We start from the raw sequence: 24,218 nt of genomic DNA on the forward strand, positions 1-24,218 counted from the left end.
TAAACACACCACCGAAGCTATGGCTTGATGCTTGCATCAGGGGTAGGGGAGCGTTGAATGCGGGTTGAAGGTGTACCGTAAGGAGCGCTGGACTGCATTCAAGTGAGAATGCCGGTATGAGTAACGAAAAGATCTGTGAGAATCAGATCCGCCGAAAGCCTAAGGGTTCCTGAGGAAGGTTCGTCCGCTCAGGGTAAGTCGGGACCTAAGGCGAGGCCGATAGGCGTAGTCGAAGGACAACAGGTCGAAATTCCTGTACCACCGTAATCCGTTATGAGCAATGGGGTGACGCAGTAGGGTAGTGACGCGGACTGATGGATGTCCGTCTAAGCAGTGAGGCTGGTGTGTAGGCAAATCCGCACATCGTTAAGGCTGGGCTGTGATGGGGAGCGAAAATTATAGTAGCGAAGGTCATGATCTCAGACTGCCAAGAAAAGCCTCTAGCCAGGAGAAGGTGCCCGTACCGCAAACCGACACAGGTAGGCGAGAAGAGAATTCTAAGGCGCGCGGAAGAACTCTCGTTAAGGAACTCGGCAAAATGACCCCGTAACTTCGGGAGAAGGGGTGCCTCGGTAGGGTGAATAGCCCGAGGGGGCCGCAGTGAAAAGGCCCAAGCGACTGTTTAGCAAAAACACAGGTCTGTGCGAAGCCGCAAGGCGAAGTATACGGGCTGACGCCTGCCCGGTGCTGGAAGGTTAAGGGGAGTGGTAAGCCTTCGGGCGAAGCTATGAACCGAAGCCCCAGTAAACGGCGGCCGTAACTATAACGGTCCTAAGGTAGCGAAATTCCTTGTCAGGTAAATTCTGACCCGCACGAATGGCGTAACGACTTGGGCGCTGTCTCAACGAGAGATCCGGTGAAATTTTAATACCTGTGAAGATGCAGGTTACCCGCGACAAGACGGAAAGACCCCATGGAGCTTTACTGCAGCTTGATATTGAATTTGGGTACGATCTGTACAGGATAGGTGGGAGCCGTCGAACTTTGAGCGCCAGCTTGAAGGGAGGCATCCTTGGGATACCACCCTGATCGTATCTAGGTTCTAACTTGGTACCGTAAACCGGTGCGAGGACAGTGTCAGGTGGGCAGTTTGACTGGGGCGGTCGCCTCCTAAAGAGTAACGGAGGCGCCCCAAGGTTCCCTCAGAATGGTTGGAAATCATTCGAAGAGTGCAAAGGCAGAAGGGAGCTTGACTGCGAGACCTACAAGTCGAGCAGGGACGAAAGTCGGGCTTAGTGATCCGGTGGTACCGCATGGAAGGGCCATCGCTCAACGGATAAAAGCTACCCTGGGGATAACAGGCTTATCTCCCCCAAGAGTCCACATCGACGGGGAGGTTTGGCACCTCGATGTCGGCTCATCGCATCCTGGGGCTGAAGTAGGTCCCAAGGGTTGGGCTGTTCGCCCATTAAAGCGGTACGCGAGCTGGGTTCAGAACGTCGTGAGACAGTTCGGTCCCTATCTGTCGTGGGCGTAGGAAATTTGAGAGGAGCTGTCCTTAGTACGAGAGGACCGGGATGGACGTACCGCTGGTGTACCAGTTGTTCCGCCAGGAGCACCGCTGGGTAGCTATGTACGGAAGGGATAAGCGCTGAAAGCATCTAAGCGTGAAGCCCCCCTCAAGATGAGATTTCCCAGTATGTAAGACCCCTTGAAGACGACGAGGTAGATAGGTTGGGGGTGGAAGTGCAGTAATGCATGGAGCTGACCAATACTAATCGGTCGAGGGCTTATCCTAAGATAAAACGCAATGAGTTTCGGATCCAGTTTTCAGGGTGTAAGTTTTGTATTGTATAAGCACAAGTGGCTTATATGGAACAAGCGAACACACAGCATTTGGCGATGCTGATTCCTGAAAAAGAATTTGCTCAGCAGATTCATGTTTGGTGGCGATAGCGGAGGGGTTCCACACGTACCCATCCCGAACACGACCGTTAAGCCCTCCAGCGCCGATGGTACTTGGACCGCAGGGTCCTGGGAGAGTAGGACGTCGCCAAGCAACAGGTAAAGAGGACCATGATCTCAATGAGATCATGGTCCTCTTTTGCATATACGGATATTTTAGAAATATCCTTACAAAAGGAAGGTAACATTTTTGTTACGGAATGTAAGAGTAAACCCTGTATAATATAGGTATTGAATCCCATACACACACGCTGCATTGTTGCAGAATTATGCAAACTCCATCATAGGATTTTTGTATAATCAATCAGGCTGGTAAGGAGGGAAGATCATGCGGCGAAATAAATGGCTTGCTCTATTGGTGCTATTCAGTGTCGCTGTCGCGATTCTTACCGGGTGCGTGGAAGAGGAGCCTTCTTGGACATCGTTTGAGGGTGCTGCTAACGAGAAGACGTTTCCGGTTCCCAAAGAAGCTAGTAAAACCGATCGGGCCAGCAGTAATTCGGACATGGACTATGTTCGCTATGCACTGCCAGCGTTGAAGGAAAGTGATAGTCTACCTGCTCCTTATCTAGAGGAGATTGCAGCTTGGGGCTGGACTGAGGAACCGAATCTATCGACCTCCAATCAGAAGGTGTTTCAGAAAAATAAACACATGGTGCATTTGTCTGTGCATGATGGTTCTTTTACTGTATTGGTTCCAAAAGACAGAAAGGCTGTTGTGAAGAGCAAAAGCGTGGATCTTAATTAGGAGTACGGTTTTCAACCGGTAAGCAGCATAGGACTTAATGTAGATCATATTTATAGTAAACTCATAGCGTATCGTATGCTGTGTATAATGATGAATGATGAGATTGGATGTGGGGAAGCACTCAGAACTGCCGTTGAGTAGGGAGTAGCTTCCTTTTATATATTTGCATGTTGAATAATCTTTCTACATTTAACGAGGATAAAGTTGAGGGAAAGTTTACTTGATAAGAGAATAAAGCGATTATGGTTGTTAAGTCGCAAAAAAAGGAGTAACCGATTGAGGTTGCTCCTTTTTGCTTCAGTCTAGATCGTTGTAGGTAGTTCAGATCCGAATTTTTTATCTGTACGGATATGAGTGGTTAGATTTACTGTTGATAATATGAGGCATCTTCATCGGTAAACTTCAACATGCCGTCTTTTCTCTCGCCCGTAAGCCGACTGAGGATGTATAGACGCGGTGCAATAAGCCATAGATGCCAGAAGAGTAAGGATACCGTAAAGGCTGGTGGAGACCAGAGAATGAATACGCCTGATAAGCAGATACCGATCCAGAGGGTATGTATGTGCACACGACGAAAGATGCTATAGCCTATGTACTGGTCTGTCATATAGCCTAGCCAGGGTAACTTACGGTGGAATGCCCAGCGTTTGCGGAAGGATGCTCCGCCACCGATGTATAGGACAGATCGTGAGATTACGAAGTGTACCCATAAGGTAAGGAAAAAGGCAAGAGCAAACAAAAACACGCTAGTCCAGGAAAAGGCAAGAAGCAGAAAGAGAAGCATAATAATAGGCAGTGAAATATGACTCCATACTAGTTGACGCGGTATACTGATTTTTTTAATGAGCTTGTAGTGATAGTAGGTAGCTTTGGTTCCGGTTTCCTCTGTCATGCGAACAGTCCTTTCATTAATCTACTGCATCACAAGTGGCTTCCCGTCCACAGCCGGAAAAAGGGACGGTACTTCGCTCATGCCGCTTTAAATAAGCATTTAATCGTTTTTGTAGAAATACAGAATGATCGACATCCAGTGTTAGCTAGCCTACTCTATAATTACTGGAAAAGCTATCACTGATGAAGTGTTCAAGGCTCCGATGAAAGGGTATCCATACATAAGAGCTTTTCTTATTATATCGGCATAGACGGCTGTTTTTTAAACATACGGGGTACAAACACCATAATGGCCCAGGAGGAATATATATAGAGTATATCGTCAAACTGAGCTATGAAAAGGTTTAAAATAGTAGAAAGTGCCCCATACTAATAGTAAAAGAAACAAGGTGGGATGGATATGCATGATCAAGGCGGCCACCGCTGTATTATATGCGGACAGCACAAGCATGAAGGCATTTTTATCGTTTCCGAGTTTATCTGTGATACGTGTGAAGCTGAAATGGTACACACGGATGCAACTGATGCCAAATATCATTTTTTTATTGATCAACTAAAGCAAATCTGGGTACAGAAAAATGCATAATATCCTTTGCTAATTAGTCTTTGAAGGATTGGCATTCAAGGTCTGTCGATACGGGCCTTTTTTTCTGTGAGTAAAAGTAGGATTCCGCTTGATTTTACGATAAAATAAGGTTGATATAAAGCTTTGTTTGGAAGGATTGCAGAATGATGGGGAAAAAGGCGGTACACGCACCATTAATGGAAGCCCTAATACGTTACCGGACTCAGGGCAATGCTTCTTTCCATGTGCCCGGTCATAAAAATGGACAAGTATATGAGCATGAAAATATTGCATCTCTGTTGCAAGAAGTGATGTCTATTGATGCGACAGAAATTACTGGACTGGATGATTTGCATCACCCAGAAGATGTGATTCGTGAAGGGCAAGAGCTGGCTGCAAAGTGTTTTGGTGCTGAAGAGAGCTTTTGGCTAATTGGAGGAAGCACCGTCGGTAATTTGGCTATGATTTTAACTGTATGTACGGAGCCGGGAGATCTACTGCTGGTACAGAGAAATGTACACAAATCTGTCCTGAACGGTCTCATGCTGTCAGGGGCTAATGCGGTATTCCTGGATCCGGAAATAGATACACTGAGCGGATTGGCGGTTGCCCCAACGACGGATACAATAAAGGCTGCACTGAAGACATATCCTTCGGCAAAAGGGGTGTTACTTACACTACCTAATTACTATGGGATGGGACATGACCTAACGGCAACGGCTAAGGTCTGTCATGCAGCCCATGTGCCGCTATTGGTAGATGAGGCCCACGGTGCCCATTATGGGCTGCATCCTCGTTTGCCAGCCTCTGCGCTATCCTGCGGGGCTGATGTAGTCGTCCAATCGACACATAAAATGCTCCCAGCCATGACCATGGGGGCCATGTTACATGTGCAGGGAAAGAGAATTCATCGGGAACTACTTCGTCAGCGACTGGCGATGGTGCAAAGCTCTAGCCCTTCTTATCCGTTAATGGCTTCATTGGATTTGGCAAGATGGTATATAGAGGCGTATGGAGCAGATGCCTTTACCATGGGCTTAGCGGCAGTAGATGCTTTTAGAAAGGGCCTGGAGCAGCTCCCGCGCTTTCGCTTGTTAGAATCTACACAGCAGGCACTAGAGGGGGAATACGCTCACAGGGGAACCTCTGAGGTCCTAGAAAGGGCTGAGGAGGGAATAAGCAGATATTCAACCCAGGATCCCTTTAAATTGGTGCTGTATGATACATGGGGTATACTGGATGGATTTGAACTCAAGCACGAATTGGAGACTTACGGATGTGTTCCAGAGATGAGCGACGAAAAACATGTTGTTTTATTGTTTACGTTAGGCTCTACGGCTAAGGATGCGAGTCACCTGTTGCAGGCTCTTGTGCATATAAATAATGATATAAGATTTAAGGAGACGGCTGGTGAGCCGGGGCCAACGGAAAAAGAGCAGCAAAGACTCGAATTAGATTTTTCCACGTGGAACAATGATAGAATGAAGGGATACTCTATTCCGGTGCCGTTTGGGCTTCGACCGATTAGCCCCGATCAGATGGAGACGGTGCCTGTAGAGGAATGCGCTGGCAGGGTAGCGGCCGAAATGATTATCCCGTATCCTCCAGGTATTCCACTGCTATATGCAGGAGAAACGATCACAGAAGCGATTGCACTGCGGATGGGTCGTCTACGTAAGCTGGGAGCCAAATGGCACGGGGTAGCAGATGAAAGTATGCTTACAATTCGGGTATTCCGTTTACAATAAAGATTAGATACTAGAGACTTAACAAATACAGAAGACTGAATAAAAGAAGCATACGTAGCCTGTGGGTGACTTTTATTTTTCAGACAGGAAAGCAGGGAATAACATGAATCGCAAAGGCATTTTTATTACACTGGAGGGGGGAGACGGCTCCGGTAAAACAACTATGATTCAACGGCTGGCGAAGTTTATGGAGGAAGAAGGCTATCCAGTCATCACGACAAGGGAGCCGGGTGGCATCGAAATTTCCGAAAAGATTCGTTCTATCATTTTGGACCCTGCTCATACCAGTATGGATGCTCGAACAGAGGCACTTTTATACGCGGCGGCACGGCGTCAGCATTTGGTGGAGAAGGTAAAGCCGGCTATTGAACAGGGAGCTATCGTATTATGTGATCGTTTTGTGGATAGTAGCTTAGTCTATCAAGGATTTGCAAGAGGAATCGGAATTGAAGAGGTAGCTTCAATTAATCGCTTTGCGGTAGATGATTGGGAGCCGGATGTCACATTTTATCTGGATATTGAGCCCGAACTGGGATTGGCAAGAATTAGTGCGTCACGAGGAGCAGAAATGGACCGCCTCGACATGGAGAGTATATCGTTTCACCATAAGGTGCGAGAGGCATATTTGGAGTTGGCTCGCAAATTTCCGGAGCGAATTACAATTGTTGATGCATCTCCGGCGCCAGAGCAGGTGGAGCAAGTATTGAAGGATTTGCTGAAAACACGGTTTGCTCAGAATTTTAGCATATAATTGTCGAAGGATATACGGTAAAATTGAGCTAGGGACAAGGTTGTCTCTAATATGACTTGAAGGAGGAATACAGGATGAAGCTGATTATTGCGATTGTACAGGATAAGGACAGTAATAGATTATCCAGCGGACTGGTGAAAGCTAATTTCCGTGCTACCAAATTGGCGAGCACAGGAGGATTTCTGCGTGCAGGTAATACGACATTTATGATCGGTGTTGATGACAATCAGGTGGACTCATTAATGAACGTCATTCGCAGCAGTTGCAAGGTTCGTGAACAGCTGGTCACACCCGTTACCCCTATGAGCGGGACGACGGACTCCTATTTACCGTTGCCTGTTGAAGTGCAGGTGGGTGGAGCGACGGTATTCGTGATGCCTGTAGACCGTTTCGAGCATTTCTGAATCTACACAATAGGGCCTATTCTGCCGATATGATAGGGGAATCGCCTGTATCTTCCTGCATGATGGGAATGAGGGCAGATCTACTAAAACGGCAGCGCTACAGCGCAGTCCCCGGAAAGCCGAAGAAACCCTGAGTTCTAGGTTGAACTGTTCATGAAGGGGGAAAGTGGAAGCATCCGGGGAGAAAGCAGGTTTATATGAAAATAAATCCGGGCTATCGCCCTTTACAAAGTACATTGTCTACAAATGAAATGAGTGCAAAGCCAATTCAGCCCAAGAGCTTCTCCGACGTTATGCAGCAAAATGGTGAGCAAGCTTCGCAGGAGGAATTGAATCGGCGCTTTAAGGAAATACAAATGCAGGGAGATCGTCTTGCACGTTCAATGACGATTCGTGAGCTGAAGGCCTATAAGATGCTGGTTAAACGGTTTTTGGAAGATACCGTTCGGCGAGGTGTGTCCATGAAGGACACGAAGGGCTGGGATCGCCGGGGACGCAGCAAACGTTATAAGCTGATTGATGAAGTGGATGAGCTGTTGCTCAAAATGGCAGATGAACTGCTCGAAACCGAGCAAGGCAAGATTGAGCTTTTGCAAGGGGTCGGTGAGATCAGAGGATTGCTAATTAATCTCTCATTTTAATGCAGACTTATGTTATAAATGAATACAGACGGGCTATTGCCACGAAGAAATAATCTGCTTGCTGATCATGCTGGCAGATTATTTTTGACTATGTACATGCCTGGAAGAACAACGATTTGCCGATGGATCACAGTTGTTTTCAGTGGAGAAAGTGAGGAAATATGTCTTTTCAACATATAATGGGCCAGGATGTAGCCAAAAAAATGCTGCAAAGTGCACTACGGAATCATACGGTCAACCATGCCTATGTTTTTAGCGGGCCGCCGGGAAGCGGGCAGATGAACATGGCGCAGATCTTTGCTAAGGCTTTATTTTGTGAGCGACAGACGGACGATGCATGTGGGGAGTGTTTGTCATGCCGCAAGGTAGAGCACGGGAATCATCCAGATTTGCATATTGTAGAGCCGGATGGAGCTACGATTAAAATTGATCAGATTCGCGGGCTTCAACGTATATTTTCTTACAAATCTGAAAGCTCCAATCCGAAGGTATATATCATCCGACAGGCGGATACCATGACAGTGCAAGCTGCTAATAGCTTACTTAAATTTCTGGAGGAGCCCCAAATTCCAGTGGTCGGTATACTCATTTCTGAAAATGGACAGGCGTTGCTGCCTACGATTCAATCACGGACGCAGCAGGTTCCTTTCCACGCTTTACAGCCGGAGGTGATGATGCAGGCATTAATTGGGGAAGGCTATACGGCAGGGCTTGTCCGGTCGGTCGTTCATATTGCTTCAGGACTGGAATCATGTAGAGAAATTCTCCAGCAGAATTGGTTTGCAGAAATTAGAAACGTAGTGTTACAATTAGTGAAGGAGTCCATGAGTCGGGGGAGCTCGTCTATTATTCTGGCTCAACAGAAGATTTTTAAAACTGGACTTTCTGAACACCTGGATATTCTGTTTCATCTGTTTCATTTGTGGTTTAAGGATATGCTTCATTTCCGTTACGGAAGGCACGAAAGCATTGTTTTCATAGATCATTTGGAGTCCGTCTCCAAATTGGCAATCACCCGCAGCACGGAACAATGGGTCTCTTATATGGATTTGGCCGCGAATTGCAGGAAGAAGCTCCGTTTTCACGTCAACGGGCAGTTATGCGTGGAGCAGCTTCTGATTGGGTTGTCCGATACAAGCGGTTCTATCACCGGCTAACAGGAAGGCGCGCTTGTTCCACTCTGCACAATCCGCGACGCCAGGTTCCCGGTTTGTGCGACAGTGAGACTTCAATTGCGGCCATTCGTACAATGTCGGCTTCAAATGAGGTTTAGTGGCATACAAGGGGGTTAATTTTTGTATAGTGTAGTGGGTGTCCGTTTCAAGAAGGCGGGCAAGACTTATTATTTTGATCCGCTGGATCTTCCAGTGGAGAAAGAAAACTGTGTCATTGTAGAGACCGCGCGCGGTATTGAATATGGCAAGGTTGTAGTGGGCAAAAAAGAGGTAAATGATTCGGATGTTGTCCTGCCCTTAAAAAAAGTCATTCGTATTGCTGGGGATGATGACGCTCTTGTGGTAGAAGAGAATAAATTAGCGGCCAAGGATGCATTCGGCACGTGTTTAAATAAAATTAAAGACCATGGCCTTAAAATGAAATTGGTAGATGTAGAATTTACATTTGACCGCAATAAGATCATTTTTTATTTTACGGCAGAGGGTCGAGTAGATTTTCGAGAGCTTGTAAAGGACTTGGCCAGTATTTTTCGTACACGGATCGAGCTGCGGCAGATCGGCGTACGGGATGAGGCTAAAATGCTTGGCGGAATTGGACCTTGTGGACGTATTCTGTGTTGCTCCTCATGGCTGGGGGATTTTGAGCCGGTATCTATTAAGATGGCGAAGGATCAGAGTTTGTCGCTGAATCCGACGAAGATTTCCGGGTTGTGCGGGAGATTGATGTGCTGTCTCAAGTTTGAACATGATAACTACGAAAGTATGCGAGAAGAGCTACCTCAGGTGGGTAAGATGGTTATCACCTCTTTGGGGGAAGGTAAAGTCGTAGGTGTGAATGCAGGTCATCGCACGGTGCATGTTCAACTGTTTGAGATCAGTAAGGTCAAGGAACTTCCAATGGACGATGTAGTCGTCAAGTAAACCATTAGGTTGCTTCGGGGTGGAAACTTGGATAAATTAAATGTTTTTGCGCGTATTCACGAAATGGAAACCCAAATGGGACAGTTGCATAGCGATCTGGGTGAATTGAAACTGGCAGTTAAAGAGCTGCTGGAGGAAAATCAACGACTAACGATTGAAAACGAACAGGTGCGCAAGATGCTCAAACGTGAAACCTCTGGAGAAGAAAAGACGGCAAACAAGCCGAAGCTTCCTCCTCCGATCGTCATTAAGGATGAAGGGCAAACGGGTGAGGTCGTGGGCGAAGGCTACGACAATCTAGCAAGGCTGTATCATGAAGGATTTCATATATGCAACGTGTATTACGGACATTTGCGAACGGAAGGCGATTGCCTCTTCTGTCTGTCATTTTTGAATAAATAAAAACAAGCCGTAGGAGCAAGATGCCTACGGCTTTTTTTGTAGGGAAGTATGAGTGAAAAGCGACTTTGGTTATAAAAGATGGGAGAGCACTATGGAGGAAAAAGAAAAGAAGTCTGAACGAATTGATGATCTGCTTTCACATAATTTGCGCATTATCCAGAGTGATGAAGTATTCAGCTTCTCGATGGATGCGGTCTTGCTGGCACGTTTTGCTGGTATTCCGCAGCGTGGAAAGATTCTGGATCTGTGTACAGGCAATGGGGTTGTCCCCCTGCTGCTAACGACACGAACAAAAGCGTCTATTGAAGGAATTGAGATTCAACCACGCTTGGCAGATATGGCTAGACGCAGTGTCAGCTTGAATGGATTAGAAGCAGCAATTCAGATTCGGGAAGGGGACCTGCGTGAGCTGGTTCACATCACGGGACATGGTGTTTATGATGCGATTACCGTGAATCCCCCCTATATGCCGCTAAATGGTAGCGATATCAAGCTGAATCCTCACCAGGCAATTGCCCGTCATGAAGTGAACTGCACACTGGAAGAAGTCATTCAGGCATCCACCCGGCTTGTCCGTAATGGGGGAAAAGTATCCATGGTTCATCGCCCGCAGCGGCTGGGCGAGATTATAACCTTGATGCGTAAACATAGTTTGGAACCCAAAAGAATACGTTTTGTTCACCCACGAGTTCATATGGAAGCCAATATGGTACTGGTTGAAGCATTACGTGACGGTAAACCCGAGGTTCGTTTGTTGCCTCCGCTCATTGTATATCAGGAAAATGGGAATTATACTCAGGAGATAAGAGATATCTATGGAGAAGTAAGCAAGGGGGATTCTGTGTGAAAGCAGCTGTACAAAAAAGCTTTAGTAACAGCGAAGAAGAACGGGGAAAATTGTATCTTGTTGCAACACCTATTGGGAATCTGGAAGATATGACCTTTAGGGCAATTAACACCTTAAAGTCGTGTAGTATTATCGCTGCCGAAGATACGCGGCAGACACGTAAACTGCTCACTCATTTCGAAATCACACCGGATATGCTCTTTAGTTATCATGAACATAATAAGGTTGCCAGTGGGCCTGAACTGATACGTTACATAATAGAAGGGAAAAACTTGGCGCTGGTTAGCGATGCAGGTCTACCGGCCATTTCTGACCCTGGTTCGGATCTGGTCAAGCTGGCACTGGAAGCGGGAATTAGCGTCATCCCCATCCCAGGAGCGAATGCGGCACTATCTGCTTTAATTGCCTCAGGACTGGATACAGAAAGGTTCACCTTCGCTGGTTTTCCACCACGGGAGAAAAAGGACCTGGAGAAGCTGTTGCTATCGTTTCAGGTATCTCACGGCACAATTATTTTTTATGAATCGCCTCATCGTATTGTGAAGACATTGATGGTGTTGAAGGAAACATTAGGTTCACGCAAAGTGGTGCTTGCGCGTGAGCTGACCAAGCTGCATGAGGAATGGGTACGAGGAACCGTGGAGCAATGCCTTGCTAAACTAGAGGAAAATCCACCGATTGGTGAGTATTGTCTAGTGGTTGAAGGAAAAGACGAAGAGGAAGAAGAACAGGAACGTCAGGCATGGTGGCAGTCCTTATCTTTGGAGTCCCACGTCGCACATTACGAGCAAGAGGGACTTACACGCAAGGACGCAATGAAGCGTACAGCCACAGATCGTGCAATCTCCAAGAGAGATGTTTACAACGCACTCTTATGAATATCTGCCTAAACAAAAAAGGGCCTTCCAACGGTTGGGTTCAAACCGTGGAAGGCAACAAGGAGTGTATATGAAAAAGGTTAGAATTAACAATATCTGATAAGTCTATTATATACTAAAATTCTCAGTTTGTCACAGGTGTTGGGATTTCAGAAATGCAATCTTGGCAAACAATTTTCCCTTTGAAGTAAATTACGTTCTCAGCATTACCGCAGAAGATACAAGCAGGCTCGTATTTTTTAAGCATGATGCGTTCGCCATCAACATAAATTTCCAACGCGTCTTTTTCCCCGATTCCCAGGGTACGGCGCAATTCGATTGGAATAACAACACGTCCGAGCTCGTCGACTTTTCTTACAATACCAGTGGATTTCATCATAATAAATCAGGCTCCTCTCGCCGTTTAAAATAATATAAGTGTCATGATTCGACAAAATTTTCTCTTTTCTGATATTTACTATACCAACGATTCCCAAAACAGTCAACCTAAAAAATGTAGTAACAGTCTGATTATGCAAAAGTATTTAGATTAAAGAGCTTTACTCATGTGCATTGCCTTATCTTATTGATGATTTATTCAATTTGTCGATTTGGAAATGTCGAAAAACTATAATTCGACATATTACGACAAAGAATGTCGAATGAGGGAAATGCTTTAGGATTTTATTGTATTTTAATCCATTATTCCGAATATTAAAGGAGCTGATATCTTGCACCAGCCACTCAGTGAAGAAAAAGTATTTAAAGACCCGGTACATAATTACATTCATGTTCAGGATACTGTGATATGGCGGTTGATCAACACGCCGGAGTTCCAACGTTTACGCCGCATACGGCAGTTAGGCACATCGTATCTTACGTTTCATGGAGCGGAGCATAGCCGTTTTTCACATTCATTGGGCGTATATGAGATTACGAGAAGTATTATTTCTCAATTTGAACGTGGAGATTTCCCAGATTGGCCGAAAGAGGAAAGGTTGGTTGCTCTGTGTGCAGCTCTATTGCATGATGTGGGGCATGGCCCATTTTCACATTCAATTGAGGAAGCCTTTCATATGAACCATGAGGATTGGACATGCCGCATTGTACTGGGAGACACGAAGATCAACGCCGTGCTACGGCAAGTCGACGAGAAGCTTCCACAAAAGGTGGCTGCAGTTATAGCCAAAACGTATGATAAGCCGATTGTTGTTAACTTGGTGACCAGTCCGCTAGATGCCGATCGTATGGATTATTTGTTGCGGGATGCTCATTCGACAGGTGTCAACTACGGCACGATTGATTTGGATCGTATTTTACGACTGTTGCGTCCTCATAATGGGAGAATTGTTGTGAAGGAATCAGGCATGCATGCAGTAGAGGATTATTTAATGTCACGCTATCAGATGTATTGGCAAATTTATTTTCATCCTGTAACACGCAGCTCGGAGATCCTTTTACGTAAAATTTTCAAGCGAGCAAAGGAATTGTTTAAAAACGGATATGAGTTTGGTTTTCTGCTGGACCCGCTGCCGGATCTGTTGAAAGGAGAGCTTACAGTAGAGCAATATCTAATGCTCGATGAGTCATTAATTCAGACCGTATTTAGCCAGTGGAAACGAGAAAAAGACGAAATTTTAAGTGATTTGAGCAGCCGCTTTATGGACCGTAGATTGTATAAATATGTAGAGATTGAAAATATGGATACAGATACCATTGACAGTATTCGGAAAGCTTTGGAAGAGGCTGGTTTGCACCCTGAATATGATTTTGAAATTGATTTTCCGACGGATCTTCCTTATGATGTGTTTCGGCAGGGTGGCTCGACGGACAACCAGATTTTACTGCTTGGACGTCAGGGCGAGGTGAGTGAAATATCCGAAGTTTCGGAAATTGTGCGCTCCATAAGTGGTATCCACCGAGGAAAATATCATATGTATTTTCCCCAGAATAAATTGAACGCGGTAAAAGACAGGCTTCCTGCCGAAATAAGGAATTATTTTGTCAAAGAATAGACAACTATATAGAAATGTAAGTAAAAAAAGGAGATGTAAACCTTGGATTTATTCGACACTCATACTCACTTGGATGCGCCACAATTTGACGAAGATCGTGAAGAAGTTATAGCACGTGCTGTCGAATCAGGAGTAACGCGGATGATCAATATCGGATTTAATCGTGAGACCATTCCATCCACCATGAAATTGGCCGAGACGTATGATTTTATTTATGCGGCAGTTGGATGGCACCCACAGGATGCGATTACAATGCAAGAGGACGATTTAGAATGGATTGCATCGTTATGTAGTCATAAGAAGGTCGTAGCCATCGGAGAGATCGGTCTGGATTATTATTGGGATACATCACCGAAGGATATTCAGCATCGGGTGTTTCGAAATCAAATTGGTCTGGCTCGTGAGCTCAAAATGCCCATTGTTATTCATAACCGGGATGCCCATGAAGATATTGTTAGGATTTTGCGTGAGGAAAAAGCGAGTGAGATTGGCGGAGTCATGCACTCCTTTTCTGGGAGCTGGGAGACAGCCAAAATGGTGCTGGATATGGGATTTCACCTTTCCTTCGGTGGTCCAATAACGTTTAAAAATGCCAAGCAGCCAAAAGAGGTGCTCGCACAGGTGCCACTGGACCGTCTGCTCATTGAAACGGACGCGCCCTACCTGACGCCGCATCCATTTCGCGGGAAGCGAAATGAGTCTGCGCATGTGAGACTGGTAGCAGAGGCTGCAGCCCAAATCAAGGGGATTACAGTGGAGGAATTAGTGTCAATAACGACCCAAAATGCCTTGGAACGATTTGACATTCAATAAAAAAGCGAAGAAATCGATCAAAATAAAGAGATAGACGAAGCTAATCATGAATTTGTTGCAGGAAACTCGAGAATATTACAATATTTTAACCGAATATTTTGAAAAATGTACTTGAAACCTGCTTTACAACATGCATAGAAACAGGATATCATCTTTTCAGTGAATTGTTGTTTGAATGTAAACATCAACAAGTCATTTCATGAACCAGTCTCGCTGAGTCCCTTTTACAGGGAACGGGGGAACCGATATGGCTTACAGTACGTCCGGCGTATGTGCAAGAAGGGAACGTCCCTTCCGCCAGCCGGCTCGACCTAATTTCTTTTCCCGGATGGGATTGAACAGGTGGAGGAGCCGTATTTCGATTTCTTTCTGGGTCTTCGGGGTGAATGTGAAGGCGACCGCCATGAGCGGTTGACCCAAGCTAGGGCGACTCTCTACGTCCGAACCCGACAGCTAACCCCGTAAGCGTAACAAGAGAGAAGCCATCTCGTGCATGAGTTTTCCCGCATATTCACACATGCCGGAAGCCACGAAAGAGCTCTCTAGTCTCTTTCTTTGGCTTTTTTTGTTGTGAATAAAAGAAAATCTGTCATCATACTGTGGTTAAACAGGGGAGGACAGCATGCCGCGAAGACGGGTACATGGTGCAGGACAGTCGCAGTTTGGGCTTGTCTTGTAGAAAATCTGTTATAGTCACGTCAAATCTCAACTATGTCTTACTCCAGACGGCGGGCTATGTAAGGAGGACGGAGGAAATGGGCATTTTCCAAAAAGAGGAGACCCATGAGTCACGCTCATCCAGCATGTCTTACGTATTGCGTTGGAAGCAAGAGAATGTGCGCCAGGCTGCTTTGGTTGCTATTTTTCTAATCGCGCTAACGATTATGATTTCAATTCTGATGTACACGCAATCTAAAAAACAAGTCTTTTTTGTCATTGATGGCAAGGCATCTGCGGTAGAAACCCGGGAATCCAAGCTTCAAGATTTGCTGAGCGAGCATTCCATTTCACTTCAGCCGCATGATACAATTTCTATGCCGCTAAATGGAGCAGTACAGGATGGGGACCGCGTAGTCATTAAACGTGCCAATCAAGTTAAAGTATCTTCAGGCAATGAGACGAAAAAGCTGTACACAACAGAAAATACAGTAGAAGGTGCCATTCGTACCTCGGGCTATAAATTATCGTCAACGGATAAAGTTTATCCTGCGCTAGATGCTTCTGTTTCGTCTAACATGGACATAAAAATCGTCCGTGTGAAGAAACAGCAGGTCGAACAGAAAAAACAGGTGCCTTATCAGGTCATCAAAACGGCTGATCCAAGTCTTTATAAAGGCGATAATCGGGTCATTCAAAGCGGCAAATCGGGTGTGGTAGTCCAGCACGTTCAAAAGGTATATCATGATGGAAAGTTGGTATCCAAACAGCTGGTTAACAAGGAAGTTGCACAGAACCGTGTGGATAAGGTTATTGCGGTAGGAACGAAGAAAAAGCCGGTCGTTCTTGCTGCTTCCGTCGGTCCCAATGATGCGGTTAAGACAACAACGGTTAGTTCGGGCAGTGCTGTCCGTAAAGCAGGCGTCAATTTTAAATATAGCAAAGTTTTACAAAATGTCTCCATGACGGCGTATTCCTCACAGGAGCCAGGTATCGGTACACGTACTGCATCCGGCACGCGCGTGACGGAAGGCCGTACCATCGCTGTCGATCCGAGTATAATTCCAATCGGCTGGTGGGTGTATATCGAAGGAGTGGGCTTCCGCCGTGCGGAGGATACCGGTGGCGCGATTAAAGGCCACAAAATCGATGTGTATTATGAGAGTTTGAGCCGAGCCAACCAATTTGGTCGTAAGCACGGTAAAACCGTATATGTTATCGGACCGGTAAAGCCTGAAATCAACTAAAACAGGTTGTGTATGTTGAGGGCAATGCGATAGTATTAACAACATAGTTATGCCATGCTAAGAAGAGGATATCCTCTTCTTATTTTGTTTTCAAAAGCAGGGAAAGATAAATATAGCTTGCTGTGTAGCAGTGGAGGGAAATGCAAATGATCAAGGAAGTGATCGTGGTAGAGGGCCGGGATGATACGGTGGCCATTCGCCGCGCTGTTGAAGCGGATACGATAGAAACTGGCGGCTCAGCCATTAATAAAATGACGCTGCGTAAAATTGCATTGGCGCAGGAGCGGCGGGGGGTCATCATTTTAACCGATCCCGATCATGCAGGGGAGCGCATCCGTAAGATTATCGCTTCCAAGGTACCCGGCTGCAAGCAGGCCTTTATACCCGAGGCAGAAGCGACGCGCAAAGGAGATATTGGTGTGGAGAATGCCTCACCGGAAGCGATCAGACACGCTCTCGCACGGGTTCATACGACAGTAGAAGGCGCCGACCCGCTGATTGAGTGGGCGGACCTGATTGATGCTGGACTTATCACCCACCCCAATGCTGCTGCACGCCGTATGGCCTTAGGGAATGTGCTGGGTATTGGTTATTGTAACGGAAAGCAGCTACATAAACGGCTCTCTGTATTTCAGATCAGCCGCGAGGAATTTGCCGGAGCGCTGGCACAAATTGAAAGTGAAGGATTGTGATATCCGTATGACAGGAATTCAAGATATAGCAACACCGCGGCGTACAAAGGAAATTATTCAACGGCACGGTTTTTCGTTCAAAAAGAGTTTGGGACAAAATTTCCTGATTGATCAAAATATTCTCAATAAGATTGTGAATGCTGCCGGATTGGATGAGACGAAGGGCGCACTTGAGATTGGTCCTGGGATTGGCGCTTTGACTGAGAAGCTGGCGCAATCGGCCAAGGTAGTTACCGCTGTCGAGATTGACCAGCGGCTACTGCCAATTCTCGAAGAAGTGTTGGCCCCTTATGAGCATGTGAAGGTACGTCATGGAGACGTGCTGAAGCTGGATTTACGCGAGGTGTTTGCAGCTGATTTTGCAGACGTGAGTAAAGTAAGTGTCGTGGCTAATCTGCCGTATTACGTTACTACACCGATTCTGATGAGGCTACTGGAGGACAAGCTCCCTTTGGAGAATATCGTCGTTATGATCCAAAAAGAAGTGGCTGAGCGTATGGCTGCGTCTCCTGGAACGAAGGATTACGGTAGTCTGAGCATTGCAGTACAATATTACAGCGAACCTGAATTAGTCTGTATTGTACCGAATACAGTATTTATTCCCCAGCCAAATGTGGAGTCTGCAGTCATTCGGTTGCGTGTACGGGAAGCCCCTCCGGTGGAAGTGGTGGATGAGAAGCACTTCTTTGAAGTGGTTCATGCTGCTTTTGCCCAGCGTCGTAAAACGATTTCCAATAACTTAAAAAGCCGATTCTTCACCAAAGAGAACAAGGACACGCTGGAGCCGCTGTTGCAACAAGCTGGTATTGAACCCTCCCGTCGAGGAGAAACGCTAAGTATTGAGGAATTTGCGCGTCTCAGTGCTGTTCTGGTGGAAGCAGGTATATCCTAAGCTGGAACCAAACTGTGCATTCACCCATACGATATACGAGGGGTGATACAGTGTGATGAGTTTAGGAGACTTGGTCGTTCGGAAATCGTACGGCGGAGATGTCACGTTTCGCGTTGAGGACATCCAGCGGGATAAAGCGATCATTAAGGGAATAGAATTTCGGTTGCTGGCCGATTCCCCGGTGAACGATCTGGTCAGAGTGCCTGCAGACCAGATTAGCGGTAAGACTCAGCAGGCTCACATTAAGGCTGGTGAGTCTCTTAATCTGTTGCAACGGGCACGCCAGCAGCAAGCTGCTCGTAGTCAGGCAGCTCTGGTTGGGGACTGGAGTGATCCAGTCGAGTCAACGTATTTTGAAATGCCGGGAAAGGTTCTTCATCTGGATGGAGATCCCGGCTATTTGAAAAAATGTCTCAGTTTATATGAACAGCTCCGTGTTCCTGCAGAGGGACATCACGTTCATGAATCGGCAATGGCGGATACGTTGTACCGGCTGCTTCCCCGTATCCGTCCGGATATTGTAGTGATTACCGGACATGATGGCGTGCTAAAGCAGCCACAGCCTTACGATTTGTACAGCTTGAAAAGTTATAAAAATTCGCAAAATTTTGTGGCGGCAATTCAGGTAGCAAGACAATATGAACGTCATCTGGATTCGCTGACCATTGTAGCGGGGGCGTGCCAGTCCCATTTTGAGGCGCTGCTGCGTGCGGGAGCGAACTTCGCCAGCTCACCAGGGCGTATCCTGATTCACGCGCTGGACCCCGTTTACGTGGCTGCCAAGGCGGCCTTTACTTCGATCCGTGATACGGTGAATATGGGGGACCTGTTTCACCAGACAATCAGCGGCAGTCGCGGAGTGGGTGGAATTGAAACCAGAGGAAGCTATCGCATCGGCCTGCCGAAGCTTGAAAATTTGTCAACGCTTAAAGTAACGCCTTCTGCAATCTAGGATTCAAATGTGCCAATAGGATTGACTTGAACAAAAAGCCTCTGCTTTCAGAGGCTTTTTGTCATTTTTTATATAAATTATTCCTGTTCGCAAAAAATTAAATTGACAACTTATTTTTCGTGTTGTTATAATATTTAGCTCGATTTGACAATCCCTCTAAAATTCGTTATAATGGACAAGGAAAGAGGTGGTCGTTAGGCAATGGCTAAAAATACGCTGTTGGAAATCAAACGCAGTCTCGACGCACATGTAGGGCAAAAAATTTTGCTGCGGGCTAACGGCGGACGCCGTAAGACCGTCGAACGAACTGGTGTCTTGGAAGAAACGTACCCTTCTGTTTTTATCGTCAAGCTGGATCAGGAGCAACAGACGTTTAAACGTGTCTCCTACAGCTATGCTGACATCCTTACCGAGTCGGTGGAAGTCAGCGTATATGATCCCGACTCCCATACAAGTGTAGTCGAATATTTTGAAACACCTTAATTCATTTCGTGATTTATACCAGCTTTGCAGGTTTAACGACGGCTTCGTCATTTCAAATGACGGGGCCGTTTTGTATATACAGAGCAGGATGAAGCATGACATCTCTGCACATACTAAGCCGGGAATGATCTTCCTTATTCCATTGCCGAAGGAGGCGTATGTATGAGCCGAAGAAGACGGAGTGTCATGTCGGAGGAGCTAAAGTACGAGCTGGCCAAAGATCTTGGATTTTACGACACGGTCAAGGAAGAAGGCTGGGGAGGCATTAAAGCCAAGGATGCGGGCAATATGGTCAAGCGGGCCATCCAGCTTGCTGAGCAGGCTGCTTCTCGCAAATCGTAGCCATCGGTGGTGCTGATGAAAAGCGGGGATATCCGGGATTAGACCGGGTCATCTCCGCTTTTTTGAACCTCATGACTTGACACGCTGAGTCTGATATAATATGTTAAGCTGTCTTGAGGGAAAAGTTGAAGGTGGGTGAACGCCTTGAAAATATATGAAAAAGCACCGGCGAAAATCAATTTAATGCTTGATGTTCTACGTAAACGGGACGATGGTTATCACGAGGTCGAAATGATTATGACCATGGTCGATCTGTCTGACCGATTGACGATGTCTGAGTTACCGCGTGATACCATTATTATTTCAAGTCAAGCCGGGTACATACCATTGGATGAAAAGAATTTGGCTTTTCAGGCTGCGCGTCTGATCAAAGAACGTTATAACGTGTCTACGGGCGTCCACATCCATCTGGATAAGCATATCCCGGTGGCAGCAGGGTTGGCGGGTGGAAGTAGTGATGCTGCCGCAGCGCTGCGTGGACTGAACAAGCTATGGAAGCTTGGTATCTCGGATGCCGAATTAAGGGTGCTGGGTGCGGAGCTGGGCTCAGATGTACCTTTCTGTATTACAGGGGGTACAGCTTTAGCGAGTGGACGCGGAGAACTGCTCAAGCCACTTCCGAATCCGCCACAATGCTGGGTGATCCTTGCGAAGCCGCCGATTAATGTATCGACGGCTGAAGTGTACGGTCGTGTCAAAGCGGATCAGATTACGCACCACCCGTCTGCACGCCAGATGGAGCATGCGATCCGTAACGCTTCTTTTACCGATGTATGCAACGCACTGGGGAATGTACTGGAGGATGTAACACTAAAGCTGTATCCAGAGGTAGAGCATCTTAAAAACTCCATGATCCGCTTAGGAGCAGACGGTGTGCTGATGTCAGGTAGTGGACCTACGGTGTTCGGACTAGTATCGAAGGAAGCCAAAGTGCCACGGATTTACAATGGACTAAGAGGGTTTTGTAAAGATGTGTACGCAGTACGACTTTTGACCTGATTTTAGATGTTTCTTTCTTATTATAGTGGCAATTGTTGTACAAATACGTACGAAGATGATATATTTACTATTAAATATTCGGATTTCACTATATCACTTACATTCCGCCAGCAACCGGCCAGTCCGCCGGTGCTTTACTGTACGAAGCGGGCGGCAGGAGAATAGATCGCGAGGAATTGTTGTGAAAAAACTTAAAAGAAGCTCACGATTGGTGGAAATGACGCAATTTTTATTGTCACGGCCGCATACGCTGGTGCCTCTTACTCATTTTGCGGATCGCTACGGGGCAGCTAAGTCGTCCATAAGCGAGGATCTGGCCATCATCAAGGAAGTATTTGAGGATGAAGGTACTGGCGAGCTTCTGACGCTGGCGGGAGCGGCAGGGGGCGTGAAACTGATCCCGAGGCTTTCCAAGCAGCATGCGCTTGCGTTTGCGAACGACCTGTGTGCGCAACTGGAGCAGCCTGACCGCATATTACCGGGAGGATACCTGTATTTGTCCGATTTGCTGGGCCAACCTGCGATGATGAACGAAGCTGGTAAAATATTCGCGACCGCCTTTGCCAATCGTCAGATTGATGTGGTTATGACGGTGGAGACCAAGGGTATTCCACTTGCCTATGCAACCGGAGCACAGCTGAATTTGCCAGTCGTTCTCGTACGGCGTGATCATCAGGTAACAGAAGGCTCGGCTGTAAGTATTAATTATGTTTCAGGATCACAAAAGAGCCTGCATACGATGTCTTTATCCAGACGTGCGATGCGTGAGAAATCGCGTGTGCTTATCGTAGATGATTTTATGAAGGCCGGTGGCACGATTCAGGGGATGGTCGACTTGCTGGCTGAGTTTAATGCTGAGGTGGCCGGTGTAGGTGTGCTGGTAGAATCGGGCGAGGTGGAGAACGAAGAGCGCCTGCTGCACGATTATATTTCACTGGCGAATCTGACCGCAGTCGATTCTCGAAGCAAGCAAATTACGGTCAAGCTGGGCAATTATTTTGATGAGTGAACAGGGCTGTAAATTGTCACAATCCATCATAAAATACCTAAATATGTCGAAAAGAAATCTTTTCAAAAAAATTACCTGAATTTAGGATACGAATTGCCGAAAAAAAGAAGGATTTCGAACTGCTGTGTGGAATGTATACACCAAGTCCTATTTGGAAAAAGGTGGTGAAACACACATGCAGATTACGGATGTTAGACTCCGCCGAGTGAACTCAGAAGGAAGAATGAAGGCGATTGCATCCATTACGATTGATAACGAGTTCGTTGTTCATGACATCCGAGTTATCGACGGTAATAACGGGATGTTCGTAGCTATGCCAAGCAAACGAACTCCAGACGGAGAGTTTCGCGATATCGCTCACCCGATATCTTCAGGAACCCGTGAGAAGATCCAAGCTGCTGTATTGACTGAGTACGAACGTGCGGCTGTGGATGAAGAAGTTGCTATTGAAGAAGGCGCTTAATTCGCCTAAAGCAGGATTGGGGAACAAAAGAAAAAGAGAGCCACTAACTGTGGCTCTCTTTTCTTTTTGTCTGGAATGAGATATATTCTTTAGTGAGTTAACAGTCAGTTTTAAGGCAACTTGGAGCCATCCGGGCTGCCGAAGCGGCTTTTTCATAAGACAGGGACTAGGCAGCGATGCGTCCCGGGGATGAATGTCCAGCACAAGCTGGCCTGAAAAAATAGCCATTAACCAAAGGTTCGCCGTTATTTTTCAGGAGGATTGTGAAAAGTTAAGCAAAATCTGATCTGGGAATTAACGTTTTAGCCAAGGGGTAACTGTTATTTTCAGGATAGGAGGTTGGACTTGTTGGAAAGGTTGGCAGTCATTCTTGCCGCAGGGCAGGGAAAACGTATGAAATCCAAATTATATAAAGTTCTGCATCCGGTGTGCGGAAAACCGATGGTTGGGCATGTGCTCGACACGGTTCGTGAAATCGGTGTGTCCCGAAGTGTAGTCGTCGTGGGTCATGGAGCAGAGGCGGTACAGTCTTATTTGGGACCGTCGGCAGAATATGCGCTTCAGGCAGAGCAGTTGGGAACGGGCCATGCTGTTAAGCAAGCCAAGGACTTGCTCGGTCAGGAAAAAGGTACAACCATTGTCATTTGTGGGGATACTCCTTTGATCACAGCGGAGACGCTGGAAGGCTTGGTGCAATTGCACGAGAGCCGTGGGGCAGCTGCGACGATTTTGACCGCTGAGTTGGACGACCCGAAAGGATATGGACGAGTTATCCGTGATGCTTCCGGGGCCGTGCTCAAGATCGTGGAACAGAAAGATTGTTCACCTGAGGAAGATGCTGTCCGGGAGATCAATACGGGAACGTACTGCTTTGACAATGCCAAGCTGTTTGCAGCGCTGGACAAGGTAACGAACACCAATGCACAGCAGGAATATTATCTGACAGATGTCATTGGTATTTTGCATGGTGAAGGTGAACAGGTTGAGGCGTATTTGACAGATGATGTGTCTGAATCCATCGGTGTTAACGACAGAGTCGCTTTGTCGGTAGCTGAGGGTTATATGCGTGAGCGCATCGTTCGCAAGCATATGCTAAATGGTGTCACTGTCATTGATCCGTCTTCTACCTATATCGGGAGCGAGGTTGTTATTGGTTCCGATACGGTACTGTACCCGAACACATGGCTGCATGGTCAAACACAAATCGGAGAAGATTGTGTGATTGGTCCGCAGGCTGAGATTCAGAATACGATTATCCATTCAGGCGCGACGGTAAAACATTCGGTGTTGAACGAAGCGGAAGTGGGAAGCAGTACATCTGTGGGGCCGTTTGCTTATCTGCGTCCAGGCGCGAAGCTTGGCGAACATGTGAAAATTGGTGATTTTGTTGAGGTGAAAAATGCGACCATTGGAGATCATTCCAAGGTGTCTCATTTGAGCTATGTCGGTGATGCCAAGGTGGGTACAAACGTAAATATTGGCTGCGGGGCAATAACGGTCAATTATGATGGATATAATAAATCCATTACAGAAATTGAAGACGATGCCTTTATTGGCAGCAACGTGAATCTGATCGCCCCGATTAAGATTGGAAAAGGTGCTTATGTTGTAGCAGGCTCCACTGTAACACATGCTGTCCCTGATAACGATCTGGCCATTGCCAGACCACGTCAAGAGAACAAAGCCGGATATGCGGACAAAATCCGCGCACGTGCCAAAGCGAAGAAGAAAAGATCGGAATGACCTTAATCAGCAAGCTGTTGAATCTGTAATGAATGAACCAGCACGGAGGGTTTCTA

General features: G+C 46.5%; 25 protein-coding genes, 2 rRNA genes and 1 riboswitch (1 of these 28 running past the window's edge). Of the genes, 25 read left to right on the forward strand and 2 right to left on the reverse strand.

Annotated features, from left to right (window positions below; genetic code table 11):
• The 3 genes from MLD56_RS00055 to MLD56_RS00065 all read left to right on the forward strand — a co-directional run.
• Positions 1 to 1,738 (forward strand): 23S ribosomal RNA (locus MLD56_RS00055); it begins 1,208 nt to the left of the window's first position.
• Between the two features lie 144 nt (positions 1,739 to 1,882).
• Positions 1,883 to 1,999, forward strand: a 5S ribosomal RNA gene (gene rrf / locus MLD56_RS00060).
• A gap of 234 nt (positions 2,000 to 2,233) precedes the next feature.
• Complete coding sequence (locus tag MLD56_RS00065) at positions 2,234 to 2,653, forward strand: hypothetical protein (RefSeq protein WP_013308104.1); 420 nt, start codon at positions 2,234 to 2,236, stop codon at positions 2,651 to 2,653.
• 364 nt (positions 2,654 to 3,017) lie between these two features.
• On the opposite strand, the gene MLD56_RS00070 is transcribed toward MLD56_RS00065, so the two are convergent.
• Positions 3,018 to 3,545, reverse strand: a complete 528-nt coding sequence (locus MLD56_RS00070) for a hypothetical protein (protein ID WP_029519392.1) — start codon at positions 3,543 to 3,545, stop codon at positions 3,018 to 3,020.
• Positions 3,546 to 3,944: 399 nt separating this feature from the next.
• Between MLD56_RS00070 and MLD56_RS00075 the strand changes: the two genes are divergently transcribed.
• From MLD56_RS00075 to rsmI, 10 genes are all read left to right on the forward strand, one after another.
• Positions 3,945 to 4,130: a sigma factor G inhibitor Gin gene (locus tag MLD56_RS00075; RefSeq protein ID WP_023986422.1), complete on the forward strand. Its 186-nt coding sequence runs from the start codon at positions 3,945 to 3,947 to the stop codon at positions 4,128 to 4,130.
• Between the two features lie 143 nt (positions 4,131 to 4,273).
• The gene (locus MLD56_RS00080) at positions 4,274 to 5,857 is read left to right on the forward strand and encodes an aminotransferase class I/II-fold pyridoxal phosphate-dependent enzyme (protein WP_029519391.1); all 1,584 of its coding nucleotides are present in this window, start codon (positions 4,274 to 4,276) and stop codon (positions 5,855 to 5,857) included.
• Positions 5,858 to 5,960: 103 nt separating this feature from the next.
• Complete coding sequence (tmk, locus tag MLD56_RS00085; protein WP_029519390.1) at positions 5,961 to 6,608, forward strand: dTMP kinase; 648 nt, start codon at positions 5,961 to 5,963, stop codon at positions 6,606 to 6,608.
• A 74-nt stretch (positions 6,609 to 6,682) separates the two neighbouring features.
• Entirely contained in the window at positions 6,683 to 7,012 is a 330-nt protein-coding gene (locus MLD56_RS00090; protein ID WP_007427998.1) for a cyclic di-AMP receptor DarA, read from the forward strand.
• Positions 7,013 to 7,209: 197 nt separating this feature from the next.
• Positions 7,210 to 7,653, forward strand: coding sequence for a YaaR family protein (locus MLD56_RS00095; protein ID WP_013308108.1), 444 nt, complete (start codon positions 7,210 to 7,212; stop codon positions 7,651 to 7,653).
• 161 nt (positions 7,654 to 7,814) lie between these two features.
• On the forward strand, positions 7,815 to 8,810 hold the full coding sequence (holB, locus tag MLD56_RS00100) for a DNA polymerase III subunit delta' (protein WP_023986424.1): 996 nt from the start codon (positions 7,815 to 7,817) through the stop codon (positions 8,808 to 8,810).
• 138 nt (positions 8,811 to 8,948) lie between these two features.
• Positions 8,949 to 9,749: a PSP1 domain-containing protein gene (locus MLD56_RS00105; RefSeq protein WP_013308110.1), complete on the forward strand. Its 801-nt coding sequence runs from the start codon at positions 8,949 to 8,951 to the stop codon at positions 9,747 to 9,749.
• Positions 9,750 to 9,776: 27 nt separating this feature from the next.
• The gene (gene yabA / locus MLD56_RS00110; protein WP_025722558.1) at positions 9,777 to 10,151 is read left to right on the forward strand and encodes a DNA replication initiation control protein YabA; all 375 of its coding nucleotides are present in this window, start codon (positions 9,777 to 9,779) and stop codon (positions 10,149 to 10,151) included.
• Positions 10,152 to 10,242: 91 nt separating this feature from the next.
• Complete coding sequence (locus MLD56_RS00115; RefSeq protein ID WP_029519389.1) at positions 10,243 to 10,998, forward strand: tRNA1(Val) (adenine(37)-N6)-methyltransferase; 756 nt, start codon at positions 10,243 to 10,245, stop codon at positions 10,996 to 10,998.
• Positions 10,995 to 11,876 carry a 16S rRNA (cytidine(1402)-2'-O)-methyltransferase gene (rsmI, locus tag MLD56_RS00120; RefSeq protein ID WP_029519388.1) on the forward strand — a complete coding sequence of 294 codons (882 nt, stop codon included), beginning with the start codon at positions 10,995 to 10,997 and terminating at the stop codon, positions 11,874 to 11,876. Before MLD56_RS00115 ends, rsmI begins: the two co-directional genes overlap by 4 nt.
• 124 nt (positions 11,877 to 12,000) lie before the next feature.
• Here the strand turns inward: rsmI and MLD56_RS00125 are convergent, their stop codons facing one another.
• A complete protein-coding gene (locus MLD56_RS00125) occupies positions 12,001 to 12,255 on the reverse strand; it encodes an AbrB/MazE/SpoVT family DNA-binding domain-containing protein (RefSeq protein WP_007428005.1) in 255 nt (84 codons plus the stop codon).
• Between the two features lie 331 nt (positions 12,256 to 12,586).
• On the opposite strand from MLD56_RS00125, the gene MLD56_RS00130 reads away from it, so the two are divergent.
• From MLD56_RS00130 to glmU, 12 genes are all read left to right on the forward strand, one after another.
• Complete coding sequence (locus MLD56_RS00130; protein ID WP_029519386.1) at positions 12,587 to 13,870, forward strand: HD domain-containing protein; 1,284 nt, start codon at positions 12,587 to 12,589, stop codon at positions 13,868 to 13,870.
• A 42-nt stretch (positions 13,871 to 13,912) separates the two neighbouring features.
• Positions 13,913 to 14,683, forward strand: coding sequence for a TatD family hydrolase (locus tag MLD56_RS00135; protein ID WP_029519385.1), 771 nt, complete (start codon positions 13,913 to 13,915; stop codon positions 14,681 to 14,683).
• Positions 14,684 to 14,884: 201 nt separating this feature from the next.
• Positions 14,885 to 15,167: riboswitch (cyclic di-AMP (ydaO/yuaA leader) on the forward strand.
• A 271-nt stretch (positions 15,168 to 15,438) separates the two neighbouring features.
• Positions 15,439 to 16,587, forward strand: coding sequence for a resuscitation-promoting factor (locus MLD56_RS00140; protein WP_029519383.1), 1,149 nt, complete (start codon positions 15,439 to 15,441; stop codon positions 16,585 to 16,587).
• 146 nt (positions 16,588 to 16,733) lie between these two features.
• The gene (gene rnmV / locus MLD56_RS00145) at positions 16,734 to 17,279 is read left to right on the forward strand and encodes a ribonuclease M5 (RefSeq protein ID WP_013308117.1); all 546 of its coding nucleotides are present in this window, start codon (positions 16,734 to 16,736) and stop codon (positions 17,277 to 17,279) included.
• Between the two features lie 7 nt (positions 17,280 to 17,286).
• The gene (gene rsmA, locus MLD56_RS00150; RefSeq protein ID WP_029519379.1) at positions 17,287 to 18,171 is read left to right on the forward strand and encodes a 16S rRNA (adenine(1518)-N(6)/adenine(1519)-N(6))-dimethyltransferase RsmA; all 885 of its coding nucleotides are present in this window, start codon (positions 17,287 to 17,289) and stop codon (positions 18,169 to 18,171) included.
• A 55-nt stretch (positions 18,172 to 18,226) separates the two neighbouring features.
• Positions 18,227 to 19,123, forward strand: a complete 897-nt coding sequence (gene yabG / locus MLD56_RS00155; protein WP_023986432.1) for a sporulation peptidase YabG — start codon at positions 18,227 to 18,229, stop codon at positions 19,121 to 19,123.
• 201 nt (positions 19,124 to 19,324) lie between these two features.
• The gene (gene veg / locus MLD56_RS00160; RefSeq protein ID WP_013308120.1) at positions 19,325 to 19,606 is read left to right on the forward strand and encodes a biofilm formation stimulator Veg; all 282 of its coding nucleotides are present in this window, start codon (positions 19,325 to 19,327) and stop codon (positions 19,604 to 19,606) included.
• 162 nt (positions 19,607 to 19,768) lie between these two features.
• The gene (locus MLD56_RS00165; RefSeq protein WP_007428013.1) at positions 19,769 to 19,948 is read left to right on the forward strand and encodes a small, acid-soluble spore protein, alpha/beta type; all 180 of its coding nucleotides are present in this window, start codon (positions 19,769 to 19,771) and stop codon (positions 19,946 to 19,948) included.
• Between the two features lie 144 nt (positions 19,949 to 20,092).
• Positions 20,093 to 20,947 carry a 4-(cytidine 5'-diphospho)-2-C-methyl-D-erythritol kinase gene (ispE, locus tag MLD56_RS00170; RefSeq protein ID WP_029519377.1) on the forward strand — a complete coding sequence of 285 codons (855 nt, stop codon included), beginning with the start codon at positions 20,093 to 20,095 and terminating at the stop codon, positions 20,945 to 20,947.
• 181 nt (positions 20,948 to 21,128) lie between these two features.
• Entirely contained in the window at positions 21,129 to 21,956 is an 828-nt protein-coding gene (gene purR, locus MLD56_RS00175; RefSeq protein ID WP_029519376.1) for a pur operon repressor, read from the forward strand.
• Positions 21,957 to 22,131: 175 nt separating this feature from the next.
• Complete coding sequence (gene spoVG, locus MLD56_RS00180) at positions 22,132 to 22,419, forward strand: septation regulator SpoVG (protein WP_007428016.1); 288 nt, start codon at positions 22,132 to 22,134, stop codon at positions 22,417 to 22,419.
• A gap of 345 nt (positions 22,420 to 22,764) precedes the next feature.
• The gene (gene glmU / locus MLD56_RS00185; protein ID WP_080658680.1) at positions 22,765 to 24,162 is read left to right on the forward strand and encodes a bifunctional UDP-N-acetylglucosamine diphosphorylase/glucosamine-1-phosphate N-acetyltransferase GlmU; all 1,398 of its coding nucleotides are present in this window, start codon (positions 22,765 to 22,767) and stop codon (positions 24,160 to 24,162) included.
• The last annotated feature ends 56 nt before the right edge of the window (positions 24,163 to 24,218 follow it).

This window comes from Paenibacillus peoriae (assembly GCF_022531965.1).
In the GTDB taxonomy this organism is placed as follows: Bacteria; Bacillota; Bacilli; order Paenibacillales; family Paenibacillaceae; genus Paenibacillus; species Paenibacillus polymyxa_D.